18 protein-coding genes are annotated in these 18713 nt (G+C 36.8%); 8 read left to right on the top strand and 10 right to left on the bottom strand.

The genetic code is table 11. From position 1 onward, the window contains the following. The first annotated feature begins 15 nt into the window (after positions 1-15). From gyrA to EV200_RS15655, 5 genes are all read left to right on the top strand, one after another. Positions 16-2610 (top strand): DNA gyrase subunit A, encoded by a 2595-nt coding sequence (gene gyrA / locus EV200_RS15675; RefSeq protein WP_132534301.1) that lies wholly within the window; start codon positions 16-18, stop codon positions 2608-2610. A gap of 32 nt (positions 2611-2642) precedes the next feature. Next, positions 2643-3728, top strand: coding sequence for a tetratricopeptide repeat protein (locus EV200_RS15670; protein WP_132534299.1), 1086 nt, complete (start codon positions 2643-2645; stop codon positions 3726-3728). Positions 3729-3873: 145 nt separating this feature from the next. After that, positions 3874-4980 (top strand): tetratricopeptide repeat protein, encoded by a 1107-nt coding sequence (locus EV200_RS15665; RefSeq protein ID WP_229676853.1) that lies wholly within the window; start codon positions 3874-3876, stop codon positions 4978-4980. Between the two features lie 230 nt (positions 4981-5210). Beyond that, complete coding sequence (locus EV200_RS15660) at positions 5211-5648, top strand: hypothetical protein (RefSeq protein WP_132534295.1); 438 nt, start codon at positions 5211-5213, stop codon at positions 5646-5648. 179 nt (positions 5649-5827) lie between these two features. Beyond that, positions 5828-6526, top strand: a complete 699-nt coding sequence (locus tag EV200_RS15655) for an endonuclease V (protein WP_132534293.1) — start codon at positions 5828-5830, stop codon at positions 6524-6526. On the opposite strand, the gene hemF is transcribed toward EV200_RS15655, so the two are convergent. The 3 genes from hemF to EV200_RS15640 form a co-directional block, all read right to left on the bottom strand. Further along, entirely contained in the window at positions 6523-7419 is an 897-nt protein-coding gene (hemF, locus tag EV200_RS15650) for an oxygen-dependent coproporphyrinogen oxidase (RefSeq protein ID WP_132534291.1), read from the bottom strand. The two genes, EV200_RS15655 and hemF, sit on opposite strands and share 4 nt — an antisense overlap. A gap of 144 nt (positions 7420-7563) precedes the next feature. Beyond that, entirely contained in the window at positions 7564-8796 is a 1233-nt protein-coding gene (locus tag EV200_RS15645; RefSeq protein ID WP_132534289.1) for an MFS transporter, read from the bottom strand. A 100-nt stretch (positions 8797-8896) separates the two neighbouring features. Beyond that, the gene (locus EV200_RS15640; RefSeq protein ID WP_029285224.1) at positions 8897-9109 is read right to left on the bottom strand and encodes a hypothetical protein; all 213 of its coding nucleotides are present in this window, start codon (positions 9107-9109) and stop codon (positions 8897-8899) included. 439 nt (positions 9110-9548) lie between these two features. Between EV200_RS15640 and EV200_RS15635 the strand changes: the two genes are divergently transcribed. From EV200_RS15635 to EV200_RS15625, 3 genes are all read left to right on the top strand, one after another. Continuing rightward, positions 9549-10034 carry a DUF4442 domain-containing protein gene (locus EV200_RS15635; protein WP_132534287.1) on the top strand — a complete coding sequence of 162 codons (486 nt, stop codon included), beginning with the start codon at positions 9549-9551 and terminating at the stop codon, positions 10032-10034. 8 nt (positions 10035-10042) lie between these two features. Next, entirely contained in the window at positions 10043-10678 is a 636-nt protein-coding gene (locus EV200_RS15630; RefSeq protein ID WP_132534285.1) for an AlbA family DNA-binding domain-containing protein, read from the top strand. A gap of 824 nt (positions 10679-11502) precedes the next feature. Continuing rightward, positions 11503-12876: an MATE family efflux transporter gene (locus tag EV200_RS15625; protein WP_132534282.1), complete on the top strand. Its 1374-nt coding sequence runs from the start codon at positions 11503-11505 to the stop codon at positions 12874-12876. Positions 12877-12896: 20 nt separating this feature from the next. Here the strand turns inward: EV200_RS15625 and EV200_RS15620 are convergent, their stop codons facing one another. The 7 genes from EV200_RS15620 to EV200_RS15590 form a co-directional block, all read right to left on the bottom strand. Then, positions 12897-13631 (bottom strand): hypothetical protein, encoded by a 735-nt coding sequence (locus tag EV200_RS15620; protein WP_132534280.1) that lies wholly within the window; start codon positions 13629-13631, stop codon positions 12897-12899. 39 nt (positions 13632-13670) lie between these two features. Then, positions 13671-14354, bottom strand: a complete 684-nt coding sequence (locus EV200_RS15615; protein WP_132534278.1) for a pseudouridine synthase — start codon at positions 14352-14354, stop codon at positions 13671-13673. Positions 14355-14440: 86 nt separating this feature from the next. Further along, complete coding sequence (locus tag EV200_RS15610) at positions 14441-15343, bottom strand: histone deacetylase family protein (protein ID WP_132534276.1); 903 nt, start codon at positions 15341-15343, stop codon at positions 14441-14443. Beyond that, the gene (locus EV200_RS15605; RefSeq protein ID WP_132534274.1) at positions 15343-16203 is read right to left on the bottom strand and encodes a bestrophin family protein; all 861 of its coding nucleotides are present in this window, start codon (positions 16201-16203) and stop codon (positions 15343-15345) included. The genes EV200_RS15610 and EV200_RS15605 overlap by 1 nt, the downstream gene beginning before the upstream one ends. 11 nt (positions 16204-16214) lie before the next feature. Then, a complete protein-coding gene (kynU, locus tag EV200_RS15600) occupies positions 16215-17501 on the bottom strand; it encodes a kynureninase (protein ID WP_132534272.1) in 1287 nt (428 codons plus the stop codon). 65 nt (positions 17502-17566) lie between these two features. After that, positions 17567-18055, bottom strand: coding sequence for a pyridoxamine 5'-phosphate oxidase family protein (locus tag EV200_RS15595; RefSeq protein ID WP_132534270.1), 489 nt, complete (start codon positions 18053-18055; stop codon positions 17567-17569). A gap of 51 nt (positions 18056-18106) precedes the next feature. Then, a complete protein-coding gene (locus tag EV200_RS15590; RefSeq protein ID WP_132534268.1) occupies positions 18107-18712 on the bottom strand; it encodes a DNA-3-methyladenine glycosylase in 606 nt (201 codons plus the stop codon). Between the last annotated feature and the right edge of the window lies 1 nt (position 18713).

The raw sequence follows: 18713 nt of genomic DNA, 5'->3' as shown, positions 1-18713 counted from the left end.
CGAGAATAATAACTTATGGCAGAAGATTTAGAAAATCAACAAAACGACAAAATCATCCAGATTAATATAGAGGAGCAGATGAAATCGGCCTACATTGACTATTCAATGTCGGTAATCGTATCAAGGGCTTTGCCTGATGTACGTGATGGCTTGAAACCGGTTCACCGCCGTGTTTTATACGGCATGCTTGATCTGGGCGTTACCAGTAATAAACCACATAAAAAATCTGCCCGTATTGTTGGTGAAGTTTTAGGTAAATATCACCCACATGGTGATGCATCTGTATATTTCACCATGGTTCGTATGGCTCAGGATTGGAGTTTGCGTTATCCAATGGTAGATGGACAAGGAAACTTTGGTCACATCGATGGTGACTCACCAGCTGCGATGCGTTATACAGAGGCTCGTTTCTCTAAAATCGCAGAAGAAATGCTGGCCGATATTAATAAGGATACGGTAGATTTTCAGTTAAACTTTGATGATACCTTACAGGAACCAACAGTTTTACCTGCAAAAATCCCTAACTTATTGGTAAACGGATCTTCAGGTATTGCAGTGGGTATGGCCACGAACATGGCGCCACATAATTTAACTGAAGTAATTGATGGTGTAGTAAATTATATCGACAACAGAGACATCACGATTGAGGAATTAATGAAGTTTGTAAAAGCTCCTGATTTCCCTACCGGTGGTATTATTTATGGCTATACAGGTGTAAAAGAAGCTTTCGAAACAGGGCGTGGACGTATCGTGATGCGTGCCAAGGCTGAAATCGAAAGCATTAAAGACCGCGAAGTAATCATCGTTACAGAAATTCCTTATCAGGTTAATAAAGCCATGATGATTGAGCGTACTGCTGAATTGGTAGGCGAGAAAAAACTGGAAGGTATTTCGAACATTAAAGATGAATCGAACAAAGATGGTATCCGCATCGTTTACGAAATTAAGCGTGATGCAAATGCATCCATTGTTTTAAACAACCTATATAAGTATACTGCTTTACAAACATCATTCAGTGTAAATAATATTGCATTGGTGAAGGGTCGTCCACAAATGTTAAATCTGAAAGATTTAATTGTACATTTTGTAGACCACAGACATGATGTTATTGTTCGCCGTACCAAATATGAATTGGCTGAAGCTGAAAAACGTGCGCACATTTTAGAAGGTTATTTAATTGCTTTAGATCATTTAGACGAGGTAATTAAATTAATTCGTGCATCAGAAACTCCAGAAGAGGCTCGCATGGGCTTGATGGAGACATTTGGTTTAAGTGATCTTCAGGCACGTGCCATTCTGGATATGACACTTCGTCGTTTAACAGGACTAGAGCGTGATAAAATTAAAGAAGAGTATGCAGAATTGATGAAAACCATTGAAAGCTTAAAAGCTATTCTTGCTGATGAAGGTTTGCGGATGCAGATTATCAAAGACGAGTTAGCAGAAATTCAGCAAAAATTCGGCGATGAGCGTAGAACAACTATTGTTCATTCAGCTGAAGACATGAGCATGGAAGATTTCATCGATGATGAAGAAGTAGTGATCACCATTTCCCATGAAGGTTACGTAAAACGTACGCCAGCAACTGAGTTCAGGGCACAAGGTAGAGGTGGAAAAGGATCTAAAGGAAGTACTTCACGAAACGAAGATTTCATTGAACACATGTTGGTGGCTACTAACCACAATTATATGTTATTCTTTACCGAAGCCGGAAGATGTTTCTGGTTGCGGGTTTACGAAATTCCGGAAGGTTCCAGAACCAGTAAAGGAAGGGCGATACAAAACATTATCAATATTCCGAAAGACGAGAAAATTAAGGCTTACATCAAAGTGAAGAACCTGAAAGATCAGGAATACTTAGAGAACAATTTCATTATTATGTGTACTAAAAAAGGTACCATTAAGAAAACCTCTCTGGAGTCTTATTCACGTCCGCGTGTAAATGGTATTAACGCCATCAATATCAACGACGGAGATGTATTATTAGAAGCTTGTTTAACTAACGGTCAGAGCGAAATTGTAATGGCATTACGTTCTGGAAGGGCCATTCGCTTTAATGAAAGTACCGTTCGCCCGATGGGTAGAACAGCTACCGGAGTTCGTGGCGTGAGACTTGCGCATGATAAAGATGAGGTTGTTGGCATGATTGCTGTAAACAATCCGGAGGTTACGGTGTTAGTAGTATCAGAAAAAGGATACGGAAAACGGACTGACATTGAAGATTACCGCGTAACCAATCGTGGTGGTAAAGGTGTAAAAACAATCAATGTAACTGAGAAAACCGGACAATTAGTATCCATTAAAGACGTTACAGATAGCGAAGATCTGATGATCATTAACCGTTCAGGTATTGTAATCAGAATTCCTGTTTCAGCATTAAGAGTAATGGGACGTGCTACGCAAGGTGTGCGTTTAATCTCGCTGAAGGGTGATGATGAGATTGCATCGGTTACGAAGATTGATCACGAAGAGGATGAAGAAGAAGCAGTTGATTTAGATGGTGTATTGGTGGTTGATGGTGAAGAACTAGAAGCTGATCCAACTACTGAAGCTGAGGAAACTGAAGAAGAGGAAGAAGAAGGTGATGCTGATAACGAAACGGAAGAATAAGTTAAACTAAAATAAAAATTAGAATAAAAATTATGAAAAGAGTATTTCTAGGTATAATTTTAGCAGGAGCGTTTAGCGCTACATTTGCTCAGAAAAGTGAGGTTAATGAAGCTAAAAAAGCATGGGGAATTTTTCAGTTAACAACACAAGGTGCAACACCTTTGGATAAAAAACTAGAATCTATTAAAGCTGGTTTGGCCCATACAGATAAAGCCATTGCTGATGAGAAATCTAAAGTAATGCCTGAAGCATGGTCATATCGTGCGTTATTTGCCTCTTCAGCAGCTATCATGGATACAGTGAATGTGGCTAACGCTGATGCAAATTTAAAAGTTGCTCAGGATGCATTGGTAGAAGCTAAAAAACTAGATACCAAAGGCGCTGAAAAAGAAAACATCACATTGGCTGAAACCAATATTTCCAATGCGGTTAGAAACGCAGGTGTTTTGGCTTACAATAAAAAAGACTACAAAACTGCTTATACCAAATTTGTACAGGCCACAGTAATGAATCCAACTGATACTGCAATGTATCTGAATGCGGGTATTGCTGCCAGAAATGTAGAGGATTATCCAGGGATGATTCAGCAATTTAAAAAGGTAATTTCTTTAAATTCTCCGCAATCTAAAGATTTATATAACGAATTGGTTGATGTAACTTTAAGAAAACAAAAGGATACTACAGCTGCCTTAGCGCTTATCGCTGAAGCTGTTGCTAAATATCCGGACAATGCGGATTTGATTAAAACAGAAACTCAAATCTATATTGATAGAGGTGATGTAGCAAAATCTGAGAAAATGTTAAATACATTGGCTACAAAAGAACCTACTAACCCAAGTTATCAGGTATTACTGGGAAATATTTATTTTTCTCAGGCTTTAAAACTTCAGGCAGATCGTAATAAAATCGATCCAAAAAAAGTAAAAGAATTTAATGAGGTAACAGTAAGAATGAATGGCTTATTGGATAAATCATTGCCATTTTACAAAAAAGCTATAGAAATTGATCCAAAAAATGCTGGTGCTTTAGAAACGTTAAAAACCATTTATGCGTTTAGAAACGATACTAAAAACTATAATGATGTGAAGGCTAAATTAGATGCCTTGCCAAAACAATAGTTAAAAGCTAAAATTTAAAAAAGAGTCCTGATTTGATCAGGACTCTTTTTTTTTGTTTATTTTTACAGGATCAGCATTTTTTATACCCATTATATCTAGATCTACTATGCAAAATGGTTTTAAGCTATTAATAGCACTTATAGTTTTGACATCACTAAATACTTTCGCTCAGAAAAGTCAGATTTTGATTGCTCGTAATTCGGTAGGAAAGCTTCAGGCATCTATTGCAAATAAAGAAGATGAAAAAAAGCAGCTAGCCATTATTACAGAGGGTTTAAAAGCCATTGAATCTGCTGAAAAGGATAATAAGACAAAAAACTGGGCAGAAACCTGGTCGCTAAAATCTTACCTGACATCTTATGCGTCTATAATTGATACAGATGCTTCCAATGCTGATAAATTTTACGAAGCCGCAAATACAGCAATTAAACAAGCCAGAGGTTTAGATAAATATGAAGATAATTCAGGTCTGATCAAGGCTTCCAATCATAATATTTTGATTAAAAAGCAGGAGCGGGGCAATGCTTCTTATTTCAATAATGATTTTAAGGAAGCTTACGATGATTTGAAAGAGGTAAGCGATAGTTTTCCAACAGATACCACATTAGCCTTGAATACAGCAATCTGTGCATTAAATATTCAAAATTACGACGAGGCGATTAATTATTTCAACAGAGCTAAAGATAATGGGATTCGCAATGCATCTATGTTTCAAAAACTTGCTCAATTGTATAGCGCTAAATATGATAATGAAACAGCGATCAAAACATTGGAAGATGGTTTATTAAAAAATCCTTTTAACCATAATCTGACCAATGAGTATATCAATTTGCTTTTAGATACTGAAAACTATGCGAAAGCAACCAGTTTAATTGAAGGCAACCTTAAGGTTGAAAAAGCAAATAAACTGCTTTATTTCTTATATGGATACCTGCAGCAAGCTGGTGGAAATAATTCAACTGCAATTCTGGCTTATGACAAAGCTTTGGCTACAGATCAAAATTACTTTGATGCATTGTATCAGATAAGTCTGGCTTATATTAATACGGCAAATGAAACTTTGCAAAAAGCAGATCCAGAAAAAGCATCAAAATACAATTCTTTAATTAACCGGGCACAACTTGCTTTGCAACGTGCCAATGAAATTAATCCGAACGATAAAAAAACTGTTCAGTTATTGCTTGACATTTATTCTCGCAAAAAAGAAACTGACAAAGTACAGGAACTTAACCGCAAACTTCAGGAGTTGTAATAGGAGATCAATTCTTAAGCAGTAGGGTTTTATAAATATCAACTTAACATAATATTAATTATGAGACAATCTAGTTGATTATTTGTAGTAGACAATATTTGTCTTTTAGAGATATATGATTATGACATATCTCTAAATACGGTCGGGAGTTTTATTAATACTTTGATAATCCAGAATTAACTGATTAATAAAAATATTTCGTGATCTTTATAGTACAAAAACCTATAATTATGAAAAAGATCATTTCAATTTGCATGCTTGTATTATGTGTCGTATCCTTAACAACATATGCTACACCAGAAGTACCAAAACCAGTTAGCAGCATCAAAGCTAAAGTAACTACTTACAATGTCCGTTTGGGTTACAGAAATCTTGATGGCAGTGTAACTACTTCAGTATCTACAGAATCGCCAGGCTTTACCATTTATAACCAGGAAAGCGGTGATGATTATTATGCTGAAAATGGACCATCTTCGTTCGGAACATTTTTACCTTATCAATTGCCAGGTACGATTAATGGTTTACCTGCAGGAACCTATGAGTTTAGTGCAGAAAGAGGTCAGGGAAACTGGACAGGTTATGGATCTATCACCGTAACCTTATCTCCAGAAATGATAGGCGCTGACGGTTATGTAACTGTTTACGTTCCTATTGCCTGGGTAGAATAAAATTCAATCATTTAATTTAATCAATGAGCAGTCTTAATAACCAAGACTGCTCATTGATGTTTATATCCTCAATTATATTCATCTTTTCCAATCGCTAAAAGTGAATTATTCCAATAGCTTTCAATCAGCATTATTAGCCGATTTGATCAACTAAATACTTGGTTTTTTGTTGTGCTTGTATGTATGATCATTTCACCTTTCCTGAAGCCGATGCTTTACAAATAGCCTTATCAAAGCAACTTATTTTTAAGCCACTCAAGTCCATTCATACTATTGCCGGAGCTGATATTTCTTTTGATAAAGGAAGCTCAACCATGTATGCAGGAATAGTAATTTTAAGCTTTCCAGAAATGGTGGTTCAATCATATGCACTTGAAACCTATGAAACAACTTTCCCTTATCAGCCTGGATATTTGGGTTTTAAAGAAGTGCCTGCGCTTTTAAAAGTATGGGATTTGATTCCGGTAAAGCCTGATGTCGTAGTATTGGATGGCAATGGCATTTTGCATCCCAGGCGAATGGGCGTTGCATCACATTTCGGTGTGCTGACCAATCAACCAACCATTGGCTGTGCCAAGAGTATATTATATGGCGATAACCATCTTCCTGAAAAATCTAAATTTAGTACGGCTGAAATTAAAAGTCATGGTGAAATATTGGGTTATGCTCTAAGAACCAAAGACAATAATAAACCTGTTTATATTTCTGCAGGACACTTAATCACAAATGAGCATGCTTTAGCCGTGATTAAAAAATGTATTGGAAATTATAGAATACCTGAACCAACCCGGTTGATTCATGATATTGTAAATGATTTTAGGACAGGTAAATTAAAGGCTGGATTTCATATTAAAACCCAGCCCCTCACCTTATTTTAAATCCAGTTGATTCCCTTTTTCAGCAACTGTAAAGTCTGATGCTCTTCTGAGCCAATTTCTGGCTGAATATTATATCCCCAATTTGCTTGTGGTGGTAAACTCATTAAAATAGACTCAATTCTACCATTGGTTTCTAAACCAAATTTAGTTCCTGAATCATATACCAGATTAAATTCTACGTATCTGCTTCTACGTTGATATTGCCACTCTTTTTGAAGATCAGTAAATTCTTTATCGCGGTTTCGCTCCAGTAATTCAGTATAAATGGGTAGAAAAGTTTCACCGATATTGGCAGAAAAATCTAAGATTCCTTCCCACGATAAATTGGTGTTATCTGGTTTTAATCTGTCGTAAAAAATTCCACCTATGCCTCGTGTTTCTTCTCGGTGTTTAATGAAAAAGTAATTATCAGCCTGTTCTTTAAATTTCGGATAAAATTCAGGGTTAAATTCATCACAGGCATTTTTCAATTTGTGATGAAAAAACCTTGCGTCATTTTCAAATACATAATGTGGTGTTAAATCTATTCCACCGCCAAACCAACGCGTTTCTTCGTTCAGTTCAAAATACCGGATGTTCATATGAATAATTGGAACCAGTGGATGATTAGGATGAATCACAATGGAAACCCCTGTGGCAAAAAAATCATCTTCCGTTACGTTAAAAGCCTTTTTTATCGGTTCAGGTAATTTGCCATAAACGGCTGAAAAGTTTACGCCACCCTTTTCAATAATAGAGCCATTTTGCATAATTCGGGTGCGACCACCTCCCCCACCATTTCTCTCCCACAATTCCTCTTCAAATTTTCCTTTGCCATCGGCAATCTCTAATCCTTTGCAAATTTCATCCTGAATCTGCCTGTAACGCGCTGCAACCTCTTCTTTAAATATCATGATTTATTTACCTTTAAATACAAATTTAAGGCTATTCATGCGCTAATGTCGATTTATCTGTAGATAGTACATTTTATTGACATTGATCGAAGACAGCAGAATTTTCGAAGCTTTAGAAGTTATGAGAAAGTTTAAATCTGACACTTATTCTTCCAGATAATTCAAATCTTTGTTAAAACTTTCTTTAAGTGACACTACAGAAATCATCGCAATAATGGTAACAATTCCCATCACAATAAATCCTGCGGTCACAATACTATATTGATGAACAAAGAATTCAAATATCAAAGTAATTGGTATTAAGGCACCACGAACAAAATTCGGTGCAGTAGTGGTTACGGTAGAACGAATATTGGTACCAAACTGTTCTGCAGCAATGGTTACAAAGGTAGCCCAGTAACCCACTGCAAAACCCATAACCAGACAGATTAGAATGAAACTGCTTTCTGTTAAATTATGGCTTGTAAGGTAAAAGATAACGGCAATAACAGATAAGCTTTGAAAGATTAACACCGTTTTTTTACGAGATCTGAGTATCTGTGCCAGAAAACCACAGACTACATCGCCTATGGCAATTCCAAAATAAGTATACATAATGCCTGTACCAGCATTCAGCACTTCTTTAGCGCCCAATGCCTTACCAATTTCAGGCGATTGTGTAACTAAAATGCCCACAATAAACCACAGTGGTAAACCCAGACAAATACAGGCAAGATATTTAAAGAACCTTTTACGATCTGAAAACAACATAAAAAAATTTCCTTTTGAAACATTTGTGGATTGTTCTGCATGCTTAAACATGCCTGATTCAAATGTTCCAACACGAAGAAGCAAAAGCAATAATCCCATGCCTCCACCCACAAAATAAGAAGTTTGCCAGGTAAAGTGCTTACCAATAGTAGCGGCAGCAGCAGCACCTAATAATCCAATTCCGGCAACTACCATGGTTCCATACCCACGCTTTTCTTTATCCATGGTTTCGGTTACCAAGGTAATCCCTGCGCCCAATTCCCCTGCCAGACCAATACCGGCAACAAATCTAATAATGGCATAGGTATGTACATCGGTGGCGAAGCCGTTTGCAATGTTGGCTAGCGAATACATTAAGATGGAACCGAACAAAACCTTAATCCGGCCAAATTTATCTCCAATAATTCCCCATAATAATCCACCAAGAAGCAAACCAAACATCTGCATATTAATTACGTACTCACCATCGGTCCGCATGTGTTCTGGTGAAACACCAATATCTGAAAAGCTTTTTAGTCTGACTACTGAAAATAATACGAGATCATAGATATCTACAAAGTAACCTAGGGCGGCAACTATAACCAGAAAGATAACGTTTCGGTTGTTTGATTTGATTTGGGAATCCATTCAGCTATTTGGTTTAATTGCTGAAAGTACAAATTCGCCCAAATAAAAAAAATAGATATTAAAAATAAAAGCCATCCGTTTGGGATGGCTTTTATATCTCCTACATTGGAGGTGTTTTTGTTGTTGTATCCGGTGGTGTTGTTTTAGAAGTATCCATTGGAGTAGTTGTTTTTGTTGTATCCATTGGAGTAGTTGTGGTTGAATCCATCTTAGTACTGTCTGAAGAACCAGCCATATTTTTAGATGAATTGCATGCTGAAGTGGCAATCATGATCGTACCAGCAAAAGCAAGACTTAAGATTATTTTTTTCATAGTTTTTTATTGTTATCTGTATTCTCTAACAACTATGTTACCATTTGGTTTTATTTTTTTGATTCAAAAGGTGATTAATATCCTGTAAGTGACTATATTTCAATTTATTAAATATAAATAAATTACATATTATGAGGTGTCAAACATACACTATCACGGCTCTTTTTTTGATCAATAACCATCTTAAACAGGATTGTTACTTCTAAAAATCACATTCCAGGCAATAAATCTTTCTTTTAAAATTTCAATATTATCAAATAGAATGCTACAGGATTTCAAGTAATCTTTAAGCACATATTTGCTTTGCCATGCTTTCCTATAATCCATTCGATCTTATTCATTCATAATGATGCTTAATAAAATGCTTTGCTATAAAATATAACCAAAACATCATCTTAAAACTTTAATAAATGGCAAATGTTTCTGATATTAGTGATGTATGATTATTTCTCAAAATACCCTAAAATGGGTAATGCGCTTCTATCCACCATTGTTTTTTCAGCGCATCTGGGTTCAGAAATTTGATGATGATTTTAAAAGTTGTAGTGTAAAAATTGGTAAAAGCTTTTTGAACAAAAACTACAATGGATCTATTTTTGGAGGAACCATATACGCTGCTACAGATCCATTTTATGCACTATTGTTTGATCAGCTGATGCAACGCAGGGGATTTAAAGTTAGGGTATGGTTAAAAAGTGCGTCCATTCAATATTTAAAGCCGGGCCACTCTCACCTTTTCTTTACGATCAGGGTTACTGATGAGATGGTTACCGAAGCTGAGGAAGCGTTAAAGACATTAGGTAAATTTGTAAAGGCTTACCCAATGGAAATCACCAATAAAAAAGGTGAACTTTGCGCTACCGTAATGAATGAAATTTATATCCGAAACCTGCACCAGGGCGAAGTGCCTACGGTTGCTTATTAATAGATGATATGCCGAGTATTAAAAGTTTGATTTTGCAAGGTGAGGGCGTTCAGCTCGACTTTAAAAAAACCATTACCAATACGGAGAAAATTGCTAAAAGCCTCGTTGCCTTTACCAATAATAAAGGCGGTAAACTATTAATTGGTGTGGCCGATAATGGAACCATTAAAGGTGTAAAGTCCGAGGAAGAAGAAAAGTACATGATTCTAACAGCGGCACATCAGCTTTGTAAACCAGCTATTGAGCCATCATTTGAAGAAATTTATGTAGATGATAAGCTGGTGCTGGTGGTCAATATTCCAGAGAGCGATACCAAGCCTCATTATGCCCTTGATGAGCAGAAAAAGTGGTGGGCCTACATTCGTATTGATGATAAAAGTGTACTCGCCAGCAAGATTATTGTAGAGGTTTTAAAAAATGATCATCAGGATCAAGGGGTGCTCATCTCCTATTCAGACAATGAAAAAAAGCTTCTGGAATATCTGGATCATAAGGAAAGAATAACACTTAAAGAATTCAGTAAGTTGCTGCGATGCTCTTACCGGAAGGCGCAGAAAATCCTAGTGGATCTGATTATTACCAATGTGATTAAAATTCACACTACTGAAAAAGAAGAATATTTTACAGCTGTTAAATCAATTTAGTTTTGCATATAGAAACTGTCGAAGTCCTGCTGAGCTTGTGGCCATTAAGACTTCGCAAGTTGTCCGACTTACGAAGTTTCAATGGAATTGCGGGTTGGGAAACTTCGTCAGCCTAATAAAGGATTGTGAAAATCGAGCTGGCAATCTTTTTTGCGAGAGAGATTGCTTCACTCCATCACTAAATCCTGCCCTTCCGTTCGCAATGACGATTCATCTTCAGTTATAATCAAGTGGCTTTTTCTGCTGACGAAACCTCCCTGGTGAGAGCTGACTATTTATTAAGTAAAGGTTTTGGATGCACATGGAAACTGGCGAAGTCTTGCTTCGCTCTTGGCATTTAAGACTTCGCAAGTTGATCCGACTTACGAAGTTTCAATGGGATTGCGGGTTGGGAAAATTCGTAAGTCTAATATAGGATTGTGAAAAATCTAGCTGGCAATCTGTTTTGCGAGAGAGATTGCTTCACTCCATCGCTAAATCCTGTCCTTCAGTTCGCAATGACGATTCTTATACCGTTATTATTAAGTGGCTTTTCTGCAGATGAAACCTCCTTTGGAGAGCTGGCAATCTATTTTGCGAGAGAGATTGCTTCACTCCATCGCTAAATCCTATCCTTCAGTTCGCAATGACGATTCTTCTAACGTTATAATTAAGTGGCTTTTTCTGCTTACGAAACCGCCCTGGTGAGAGCTCAATATCTATTTTACCAGAGAAATTGCTTCACTGCTAAATCCTGCCTTTCAGTTAGCAATGACAACTCCTCCAAATTAAAAATTTATTTTCGCTGCTTTGATTGAAATTTAAAAACCCGACCTTTGCGGACTATGTTTTCTAAAATCTACTCAAAATACAAACAATATTATAAAGAAAATTTAATTTTAGCTTTACCTATTGTAGGTTCTCAGGTGGGTCACACCCTTGTACATATGGCTGATAGTGTGATTGTGGGGCACTTTACAGATACCACTCAGTTAGCATCTGTATCATTGGTGAACAGTATTTTTATATTGATCATGGTGATTGGATTGGGTATTTCTTACGGTTTAACTCCTTTAATCGCACAGGAAAATGGTCGGCAAAATCATGAAGAGTGCGGTAAGCTTTTATCCAATAGTTTAATTATTAATATTCTCATAGGAATTTGCTTGTATTGTCTGGTGCATTTTGGCGTATTGTTAATAATTGATCACTTAGACCAAACACCTGCAGTTGTAGCCTATGCTAAACCTTATTTAGGCTTACTTTCAGCATCTATCATTCCATTATTGGTTTTTCAAACGTTTAAACAATTTGCAGAAGGTTTGGGGTTTACCAAACAGGCAATGTTTGTGTCTATTTGGGGTAACCTGCTCAATATCACCCTTGGAATTATTTTTGTAAAAGGCATGTTTGGAATTAGGCCTATGGGCGTAAGTGGTGTAGGCTTAAGTACCTTGATTGATAGAAGTTTAATGGCCATAGTAATGGCAATTTATGTTTTGCGCTCCAAGCATTTTAAGAAATACCTGGTTAGTTTTAAAGCTACATTCATTGATAAAATCAGAGCAGGAAAAATTATTAAAATTGGTGCGCCAGTGGCCATGCAGTATTCTTTCGAAATTAGTGCATTTAGTGGCGCAGCTATCCTAATAGGTACTATTGGTGCCGTTGAGCAGGCTGCGCATCAGATTGCAATTGGCCTGGCCGCAATGACTTACATGATGGCCAGTGGTGTGGCTTCAGCAGCGACCATTAAAACCGGAAATAATTTTGGTAAAAATAATTTTAATGACCTTCGCAAATCGGCAATAGCCAGTTATCATGTTATTTTACTTTTCATGTCGTGTACAGCGATCATCTTTATGTTAGCTAATAACCTGATGCCTTTTATTTATACAGGTGATTTAAAAGTAGTGGCTATCGCATCGCAACTGCTGATCATTGCCGGCTTTTTTCAGCTGTTTGATGGCACGCAGGTAGTGGGTTTAGGTGTACTCCGTGGAATTGGTGATGTGAATATGCCAACGTTTATTACCTTTTTAGCTTATTGGGTAGTGGGCATTCCTGTTGGTTATGTGCTAGGTTTTCACTTTGGCCTGGGCGTTAATGGTATCTGGTATGGATTAACATTAGGTTTATTAACAGCTTCAATCCTATTGTTCTTGAGATTTCAGAACAAAACAAGAGCCTTAAGTATGAATGTGGAAAATCGATTATAATTATTTAGATGCGAGCTGAATTATTTTCCACCAACGTTAACAACTACTCCAATAGTGAAAATAGAGTTTCCGGCAGACATATATTTTCGATTCTTTAAGCCAATATTGCTGCTAGTCGTATATTGAAGCTGAATAATTTTACTTAATGCCATCCTGGTGAAGAAAATCGGCTCAAAGAAAATATTATCTTCTTTGGGCTGTACCACGCCATTCAGAAAAAAGCGATCCATTTTAACATGACTAATCCGCAACGCGGTACCATAATTAATGGGAAAGTCTGTTCCGAATAAACGAAGATTGTTTTTTTTCTTAGAGCTATAATTTACCTGTAAAAAGGATTTTCTATAATCTACTTCCTGCAGTTGACTGCAGATAAGCTCATCATTTTTATAATCTCTATAGGTGATATCACTCCAACCCTTTCCAACACCGCCGTAAATCTCAATGATCCTGTTATTGTCTGGTCCAAAAGTATCATAATAGCCACCACCAATCTCGATTAATTTATGTCCAAAATCTTTGCTTCTGCGATCGTTGTTCATCGTTGATCCGCTAAAAAGCACACCGATATGATTTGAAACGGCGTAAGCACCATTGATACTGGTATTCCCTTTTAAAGAGATATGTCCGCCACCGCTAAATTCACCCTGCTTACTTAACATTGGGGTATTAGGTACATTCGGCATATATACGGAAGAACAACTTGCGGCAAAAAGTGCCAGAACTGGAATGGTAAAACGTAGGTATTTAATCATAGATGTCTTAATAAACAGATTTTTTAAGCAAAAATTGTGTTAAATTTTAATATTCATGAAGTTCATTACACGCTTGAATTCGTCGTGCAGGTTTGCTTTTAGGTGAATTGGTGCGGCAGTTACCGGATGACTGAAACTTAATTCTGAAGCATGAAGAAGCATGGTAGACATATTCCATTGCTCTAAAAAGAATTTGTTTTGTTTATTGCATCCATGAGTACGGTCTCCAATAATGGGATGTAAAATATGACTAAAGTGCCTCCTTAACTGATGCATTCTGCCGGTTTTAGGTGTAGCTTCTACTAAAGAATACCTGGAAGTAGAATGTTTTCCAAAAGGAATAGCTATTTCGGCATGTTGCAAGGTTTTAAAAGAAGTATATGCCTCCTGCATGGTTCCGTTTTCCTTTGCAAGAGGATAGTCAATGTCCATCGCATCTGGAGCAAAGCCCCTTAGGATGGCCAAATATTTTTTAATCGTTTGGATATTCATAAACTGCTGATGCATAGCAATTTCAGTATCTTTATCGAAAGCGAAAAGTAATATCCCACTGGTTTTTCGATCTAAACGGTGTACTGGACTAACGTGTCTGCCAACCTGATCGCGAAGCATTTGTAAAGCAAATTCTGTAGCATCTCTAGCAATTGATGATTGATGTACCAGCAAACCATGTGGCTTGTTAATCGCAATTAGATAATCGTCTTCGTAAATAATCTCCAGCATATTTTGGCGAAGATAATCATCTATGACTTATAACTCAATGCTTGGGGAAATTATATTCTAAAGATTACAAATGCTATCTGCATTTTTTAATGATACAAATCAAATGCTACTTTATAGGTATTGCAGTGCGCATCAACAATATCGCGGATGTTGGCAGAATAACCGCCACCCATACTAATTTGCAAAGGCAAACCTTTGGTTTTACAAGCTTGGATAACCATTCGGTCACGTTCTTTACAAGCAACTTTAGTCAGGGAGATCTTTCCTAACTTATCTGTAGATAGCACATCTACTCCAGATAAATAAAAAACGAAATCCGGATTCGATTTTTGGAAGGCCACTTGGAGATGATAACTCAATAAATCTATGTATTCTTCATCTTCCACACCATCATTTAACGGAACATCCAGATCAGATTGTTCTTTTCTAAAAGGAAAGTTTTTATCACCATGCATAGAAAAGGTAAAAACCCTTGGTTCATTTCTGAAGATTTCTGCTGTCCCGTTTCCCTGGTGTACATCTAAATCTATAATTAATATGCTCTTACTTAACTTATTATTTAATAGGTAATTAGATGCTATAGCCTGATCATTTAACATACAAAATCCTTCACCCCAGTTACTTCCTGAATGGTGTGTGCCACCTGCTACATTAAAAGCCACTCCTGCCCCTAACGCAAATTTTGCCCCGTCAATGGTCCCTCGAGTAATCCTCAACTCTCGCTCTAATAACTGTGCATTTAGCGGAAAGCCTATTCTTCTTTGTTCCTTAGCCGGGAGCGTTAGGTCTCTTAGTTGCATCCAATAATCGTGCTGATGCGTCCATAAAACAATATCTTCACTAATGGGCTCTGGTTCAAAAAGATTATCTGGCGTAATAATTCCTTCGTGAAGTAGTTGTTCTGGAATTAGCTCATATTTCAGCATCGGAAAACGATGCCCTTCCGGTAATGGGTGAGCATAGATACGATGATAGGCAATCTTAATCATTAACTGAGAATTTCCTCCACATGTTTTTCAATGTTATTGCAGATGGTATCAACGGGTAAGTCGTTTGCATCCAGTCCGAACGGATCTTCTATTTCTTCAGCAATAAGCTCTAAACTCGCTAATACATAAAGGATAAAGGGAACAATAAGCACTAAATAATAGCCCAAACTGAAAACCCAGCCAACAGGAATAGTCAGTACATAAATAAAGATAAACTTTTTGATGAACGCACTATATGAAAAGGGAATGGGTGTATTCTTTATTCGTTCACAACCTCCACAAATGTCCGTAAACTGATTCACATCATTGGTTAAAAGGATGAGTTGTTCATGTGAGATTAATCCTTCTCGCACCAGATCATATAGGCGGGTAATTAAACTGCTGGCAATCTGATTTGGAATATGTTGTCCGTCCTTCACCTCGATCAGAAAGCTATTTTTTCCAAAATATTTCTTTTCACGAAGGTGTTCTTTCATGGCAAAGGCATACTTCGGGATTCCATATTCAAAGAAACGTAAATGTTCATCTGGTAATTTTAGCGCCTTAATTTTCATGGCGAAATTCCGGCTTACGTTGGTGAGTGCACCAAGAAGTTTTCTGCCATCCCACCAGCGATCATAAGCTGTGTTCGTACGGAAAACCAATAACATGGAAATCACAAAACCCAGCAAACTGTGCATCATTCCAATATTGCTGACATAATCACTTTTGGATAATTTAAAAACATTCAATTCCAGAAAAGCAATAAATGCCGAAACCACCGAAACACAAACCATCAACGGCCAAAGTTTAATGAGTGTATCTCCCTTATGAAAGTGAAAAATAAAGGTAAACCAGTCTTTAGGATTGTAATTGATCATAATAAATTAAACTATAAAACTTTTTTGCATACTTTTAATAGCGCTTGCCCTGTTAAATATATATCTTCAAAAGAATTGTATAGTGGTATAGGACTTAGCCTAATCACGTCTGGTTCGCGCCAATCTCCAAGAATATGTTCAGCAACCAAACCATCAAATATTTCTTTTCCTTTATGGGCTGCAATAATAGACAGTTGAGCGCCTCTCTCCTCTGGCTTTGCAGGAGTTATAATTTTAAATTGCTGAAGATTTAAAATCTTATTTATCTCATTTATAATATATTCAAGATATCCTGTTAAATTAATACTTTTAATTCTTAATGGAGCTAAAAAGCCAGCTTCCTTAAATATTTCTAATGAAGCATGATAAAGTGCCATTGGTATTACTTGTGTACAGCTTACCTGCCATCCGTCTGCGCCAGCCTCTGGAATAAATCCCTTTTCCATTTTAAATCGCTTATTTTCCTGATAGCCCCACCAACCTGCAAACCTGTTTAAATCCTGATTTTGAAAATGTTTTTCATGAACAAAAATACCAGCAATTCCGCCAGGACCTGAATTTTGATATTTATAAGAACACCAGCAGGCGAAATCAACTCCCCAATCGTGGAGTTTAACTGGAACATTTCCGGCTGCATGTGCTAAATCCCAACCTACCATTGCGCCTACAGCATGGCCTGCCTGTGTGATTTTCTCCATGTCATACCATTGACCAGTATAATAATTAATTCCACCAAATAATATTAAGGCTATTTCTTCACCATGTTCATCAATTTTAGAGAGGATGTCTTCTGTTCTAAGCGTATCTTCACCAGATCTTGGAAAAACCTCAATAATGGCATTAGCAGGATTAAATCCGTGAAATCTTACCTGGCTTTCAATGGCGTATTGATCAGATGGAAAGGCACCACCTTCCATCATAATTTTGAAGCGCTTACCTTTTGGCTGGTAAAAACTTACCATTAACAAATGCAAATTTACAGTGAGCGTATTCATCGGGCAAACTTCAGCAGGAAAAGCACCCACTAACGGAGCCATTAAATCTTTTAGTTCTTTATGATAGTACATCCAAGGTTTATCTCCTTCAAACCATCCTTCTACTGCCAGATTAGCCCAGTTGGATAATTGCTTTTGCAATACTTCATTTGCAACTTTAGGTTGAAGTCCTAAAGAGTTTCCACACAGATATATAAAATCTTTTCCTTCGCGATTTGGAAATAAAAACTGATGTCTGAAATCCTTTAATACATCAGCCTGATCCTGCGCTTGAGCAAACGCTAAATTGTTTTCAAAATTCATTATTCAATATTACAAAAAAAGCAGGTATTGTTGCCAATCCTGCTTTTTAAAATGAGTTTCTTTATTTAGAATTTCATCGTATCGTGTTTCCCCATGTCTGGCGTATCACCCGTAACTACTGCCTTAAGTATGCTAAACAGAACTACAATTTTTGATGATGATGAATCCCAGTACTCTGCTTCTTCTGGTGTTACCTTAATCAAAATTAATCTAGGATCTTCTACACCATCCGGAAACCAGGCTTTTACGAAAGGTGAAAAATAAGATTCTTTTCTTACCTGATCATCTACCAGTTCAGCCTTACCTTTTACGGTTAAATAGGTGTTTTTAGAAGGATCACTATAAGCAAGCAATACGTTATTTTCTCTAGAAATCTCTTTTGATTTTAACGAATACTCATTGGTGAAGAACCAGATGCTTCCATCTTCTTCGATTTTTGCAGTACCCATTGGTCTGCTTCCCAATTCATCATTTGCAGAAAAAGTAGTGAACATACAAGTACGCACACTTTCTGCCATTTCTTTCAAGATTGATATATTTTTCTCGTTTTTCATTTCTTAGGTATTTTATTCAAAAACAGGATTGGATCAAAAATGTTTGAAGAACTAAACCTTATTTGGCTTACTGACATACTTATTACCTTTGATAAAGAATCGCCATGGTAATAATGCATGTTCCTGTGCATAGGCAATGCCTACTCTTGGTACAGCGATAATTTCATCTTCCTGATAATATAACTGATGATCTTCGATCCATATTTCATCGCCAGAAAGATCTTTCAGGTTAAAACCTCTGTCAATACCTAAGGCTTTAGCCGCAGAACCTGGACCTGATGAAATGGCTGGCTTTGTAACAGGCATGTTTCTTCTCTCTTCAATAACTTCTTTCCCAATTAATGGTTCAATGGCTCGGATGAGTACTGCATGTGGATCATCTTTTACAGAACTTACTACATTAAATAAATTATGCATGCCATAACAAAGATAAACGTAGGCCACACCACCCTGGCTATACATGGTTTCAGTACGATTGGTTCGACGACCACCATAGGAATGTGATGCTTTATCTTTTATTCCGTAATAGGCTTCTGTTTCTACAATAATTCCAGCAGTAATCTGACCATCAATATTGGTGTACAAAACTTTGCCCAGTAAGTCTTTTGCTAATGCAATTACGTCTTCGTTGAGATAATATTCTGGAGATAATTTCAAT

The organism is Pedobacter psychrotolerans, assembly GCF_004340665.1.
Lineage (GTDB): Bacteria > Bacteroidota > Bacteroidia > Sphingobacteriales > Sphingobacteriaceae > Pedobacter > Pedobacter psychrotolerans.
The sequence above is the reverse complement of the archived record's forward strand: the minus strand, read 5'-3'. Positions and strand labels throughout refer to the sequence as shown.

Bases quoted from the DNA above. Each gene is read 5' to 3' on its own strand.
- EV200_RS15630 (WP_132534285.1), top strand. From the start codon at position 10,043: ATGCCGAGTATTAAAAGTTTGATTTTGCAAGGTGAGGGCGTTCAGCTC.
- EV200_RS15620 (WP_132534280.1), bottom strand. From the start codon at position 13,631: ATGATTAAATACCTACGTTTTACCATTCCAGTTCTGGCACTTTTTGCC.
- EV200_RS15610 (WP_132534276.1), bottom strand. From the start codon at position 15,343: ATGATTAAGATTGCCTATCATCGTATCTATGCTCACCCATTACCGGAA.
- EV200_RS15640 (WP_029285224.1), bottom strand. From the start codon at position 9,109: ATGAAAAAAATAATCTTAAGTCTTGCTTTTGCTGGTACGATCATGATT.
- EV200_RS15645 (WP_132534289.1), bottom strand. From the start codon at position 8,796: ATGGATTCCCAAATCAAATCAAACAACCGAAACGTTATCTTTCTGGTT.
- kynU (WP_132534272.1), bottom strand. From the start codon at position 17,501: ATGAATTTTGAAAACAATTTAGCGTTTGCTCAAGCGCAGGATCAGGCT.
- EV200_RS15635 (WP_132534287.1), top strand. From the start codon at position 9,549: ATGATTATTTCTCAAAATACCCTAAAATGGGTAATGCGCTTCTATCCA.
- gyrA (WP_132534301.1), top strand. From the start codon at position 16: ATGGCAGAAGATTTAGAAAATCAACAAAACGACAAAATCATCCAGATT.
- EV200_RS15605 (WP_132534274.1), bottom strand. From the start codon at position 16,203: ATGATCAATTACAATCCTAAAGACTGGTTTACCTTTATTTTTCACTTT.
- EV200_RS15655 (WP_132534293.1), top strand. From the start codon at position 5,828: ATGTATGATCATTTCACCTTTCCTGAAGCCGATGCTTTACAAATAGCC.
- EV200_RS15670 (WP_132534299.1), top strand. From the start codon at position 2,643: ATGAAAAGAGTATTTCTAGGTATAATTTTAGCAGGAGCGTTTAGCGCT.
- EV200_RS15615 (WP_132534278.1), bottom strand. From the start codon at position 14,354: ATGCTGGAGATTATTTACGAAGACGATTATCTAATTGCGATTAACAAG.
- EV200_RS15595 (WP_132534270.1), bottom strand. From the start codon at position 18,055: ATGAAAAACGAGAAAAATATATCAATCTTGAAAGAAATGGCAGAAAGT.
- EV200_RS15625 (WP_132534282.1), top strand. From the start codon at position 11,503: ATGTTTTCTAAAATCTACTCAAAATACAAACAATATTATAAAGAAAAT.
- hemF (WP_132534291.1), bottom strand. From the start codon at position 7,419: ATGATATTTAAAGAAGAGGTTGCAGCGCGTTACAGGCAGATTCAGGAT.
- EV200_RS15660 (WP_132534295.1), top strand. From the start codon at position 5,211: ATGAAAAAGATCATTTCAATTTGCATGCTTGTATTATGTGTCGTATCC.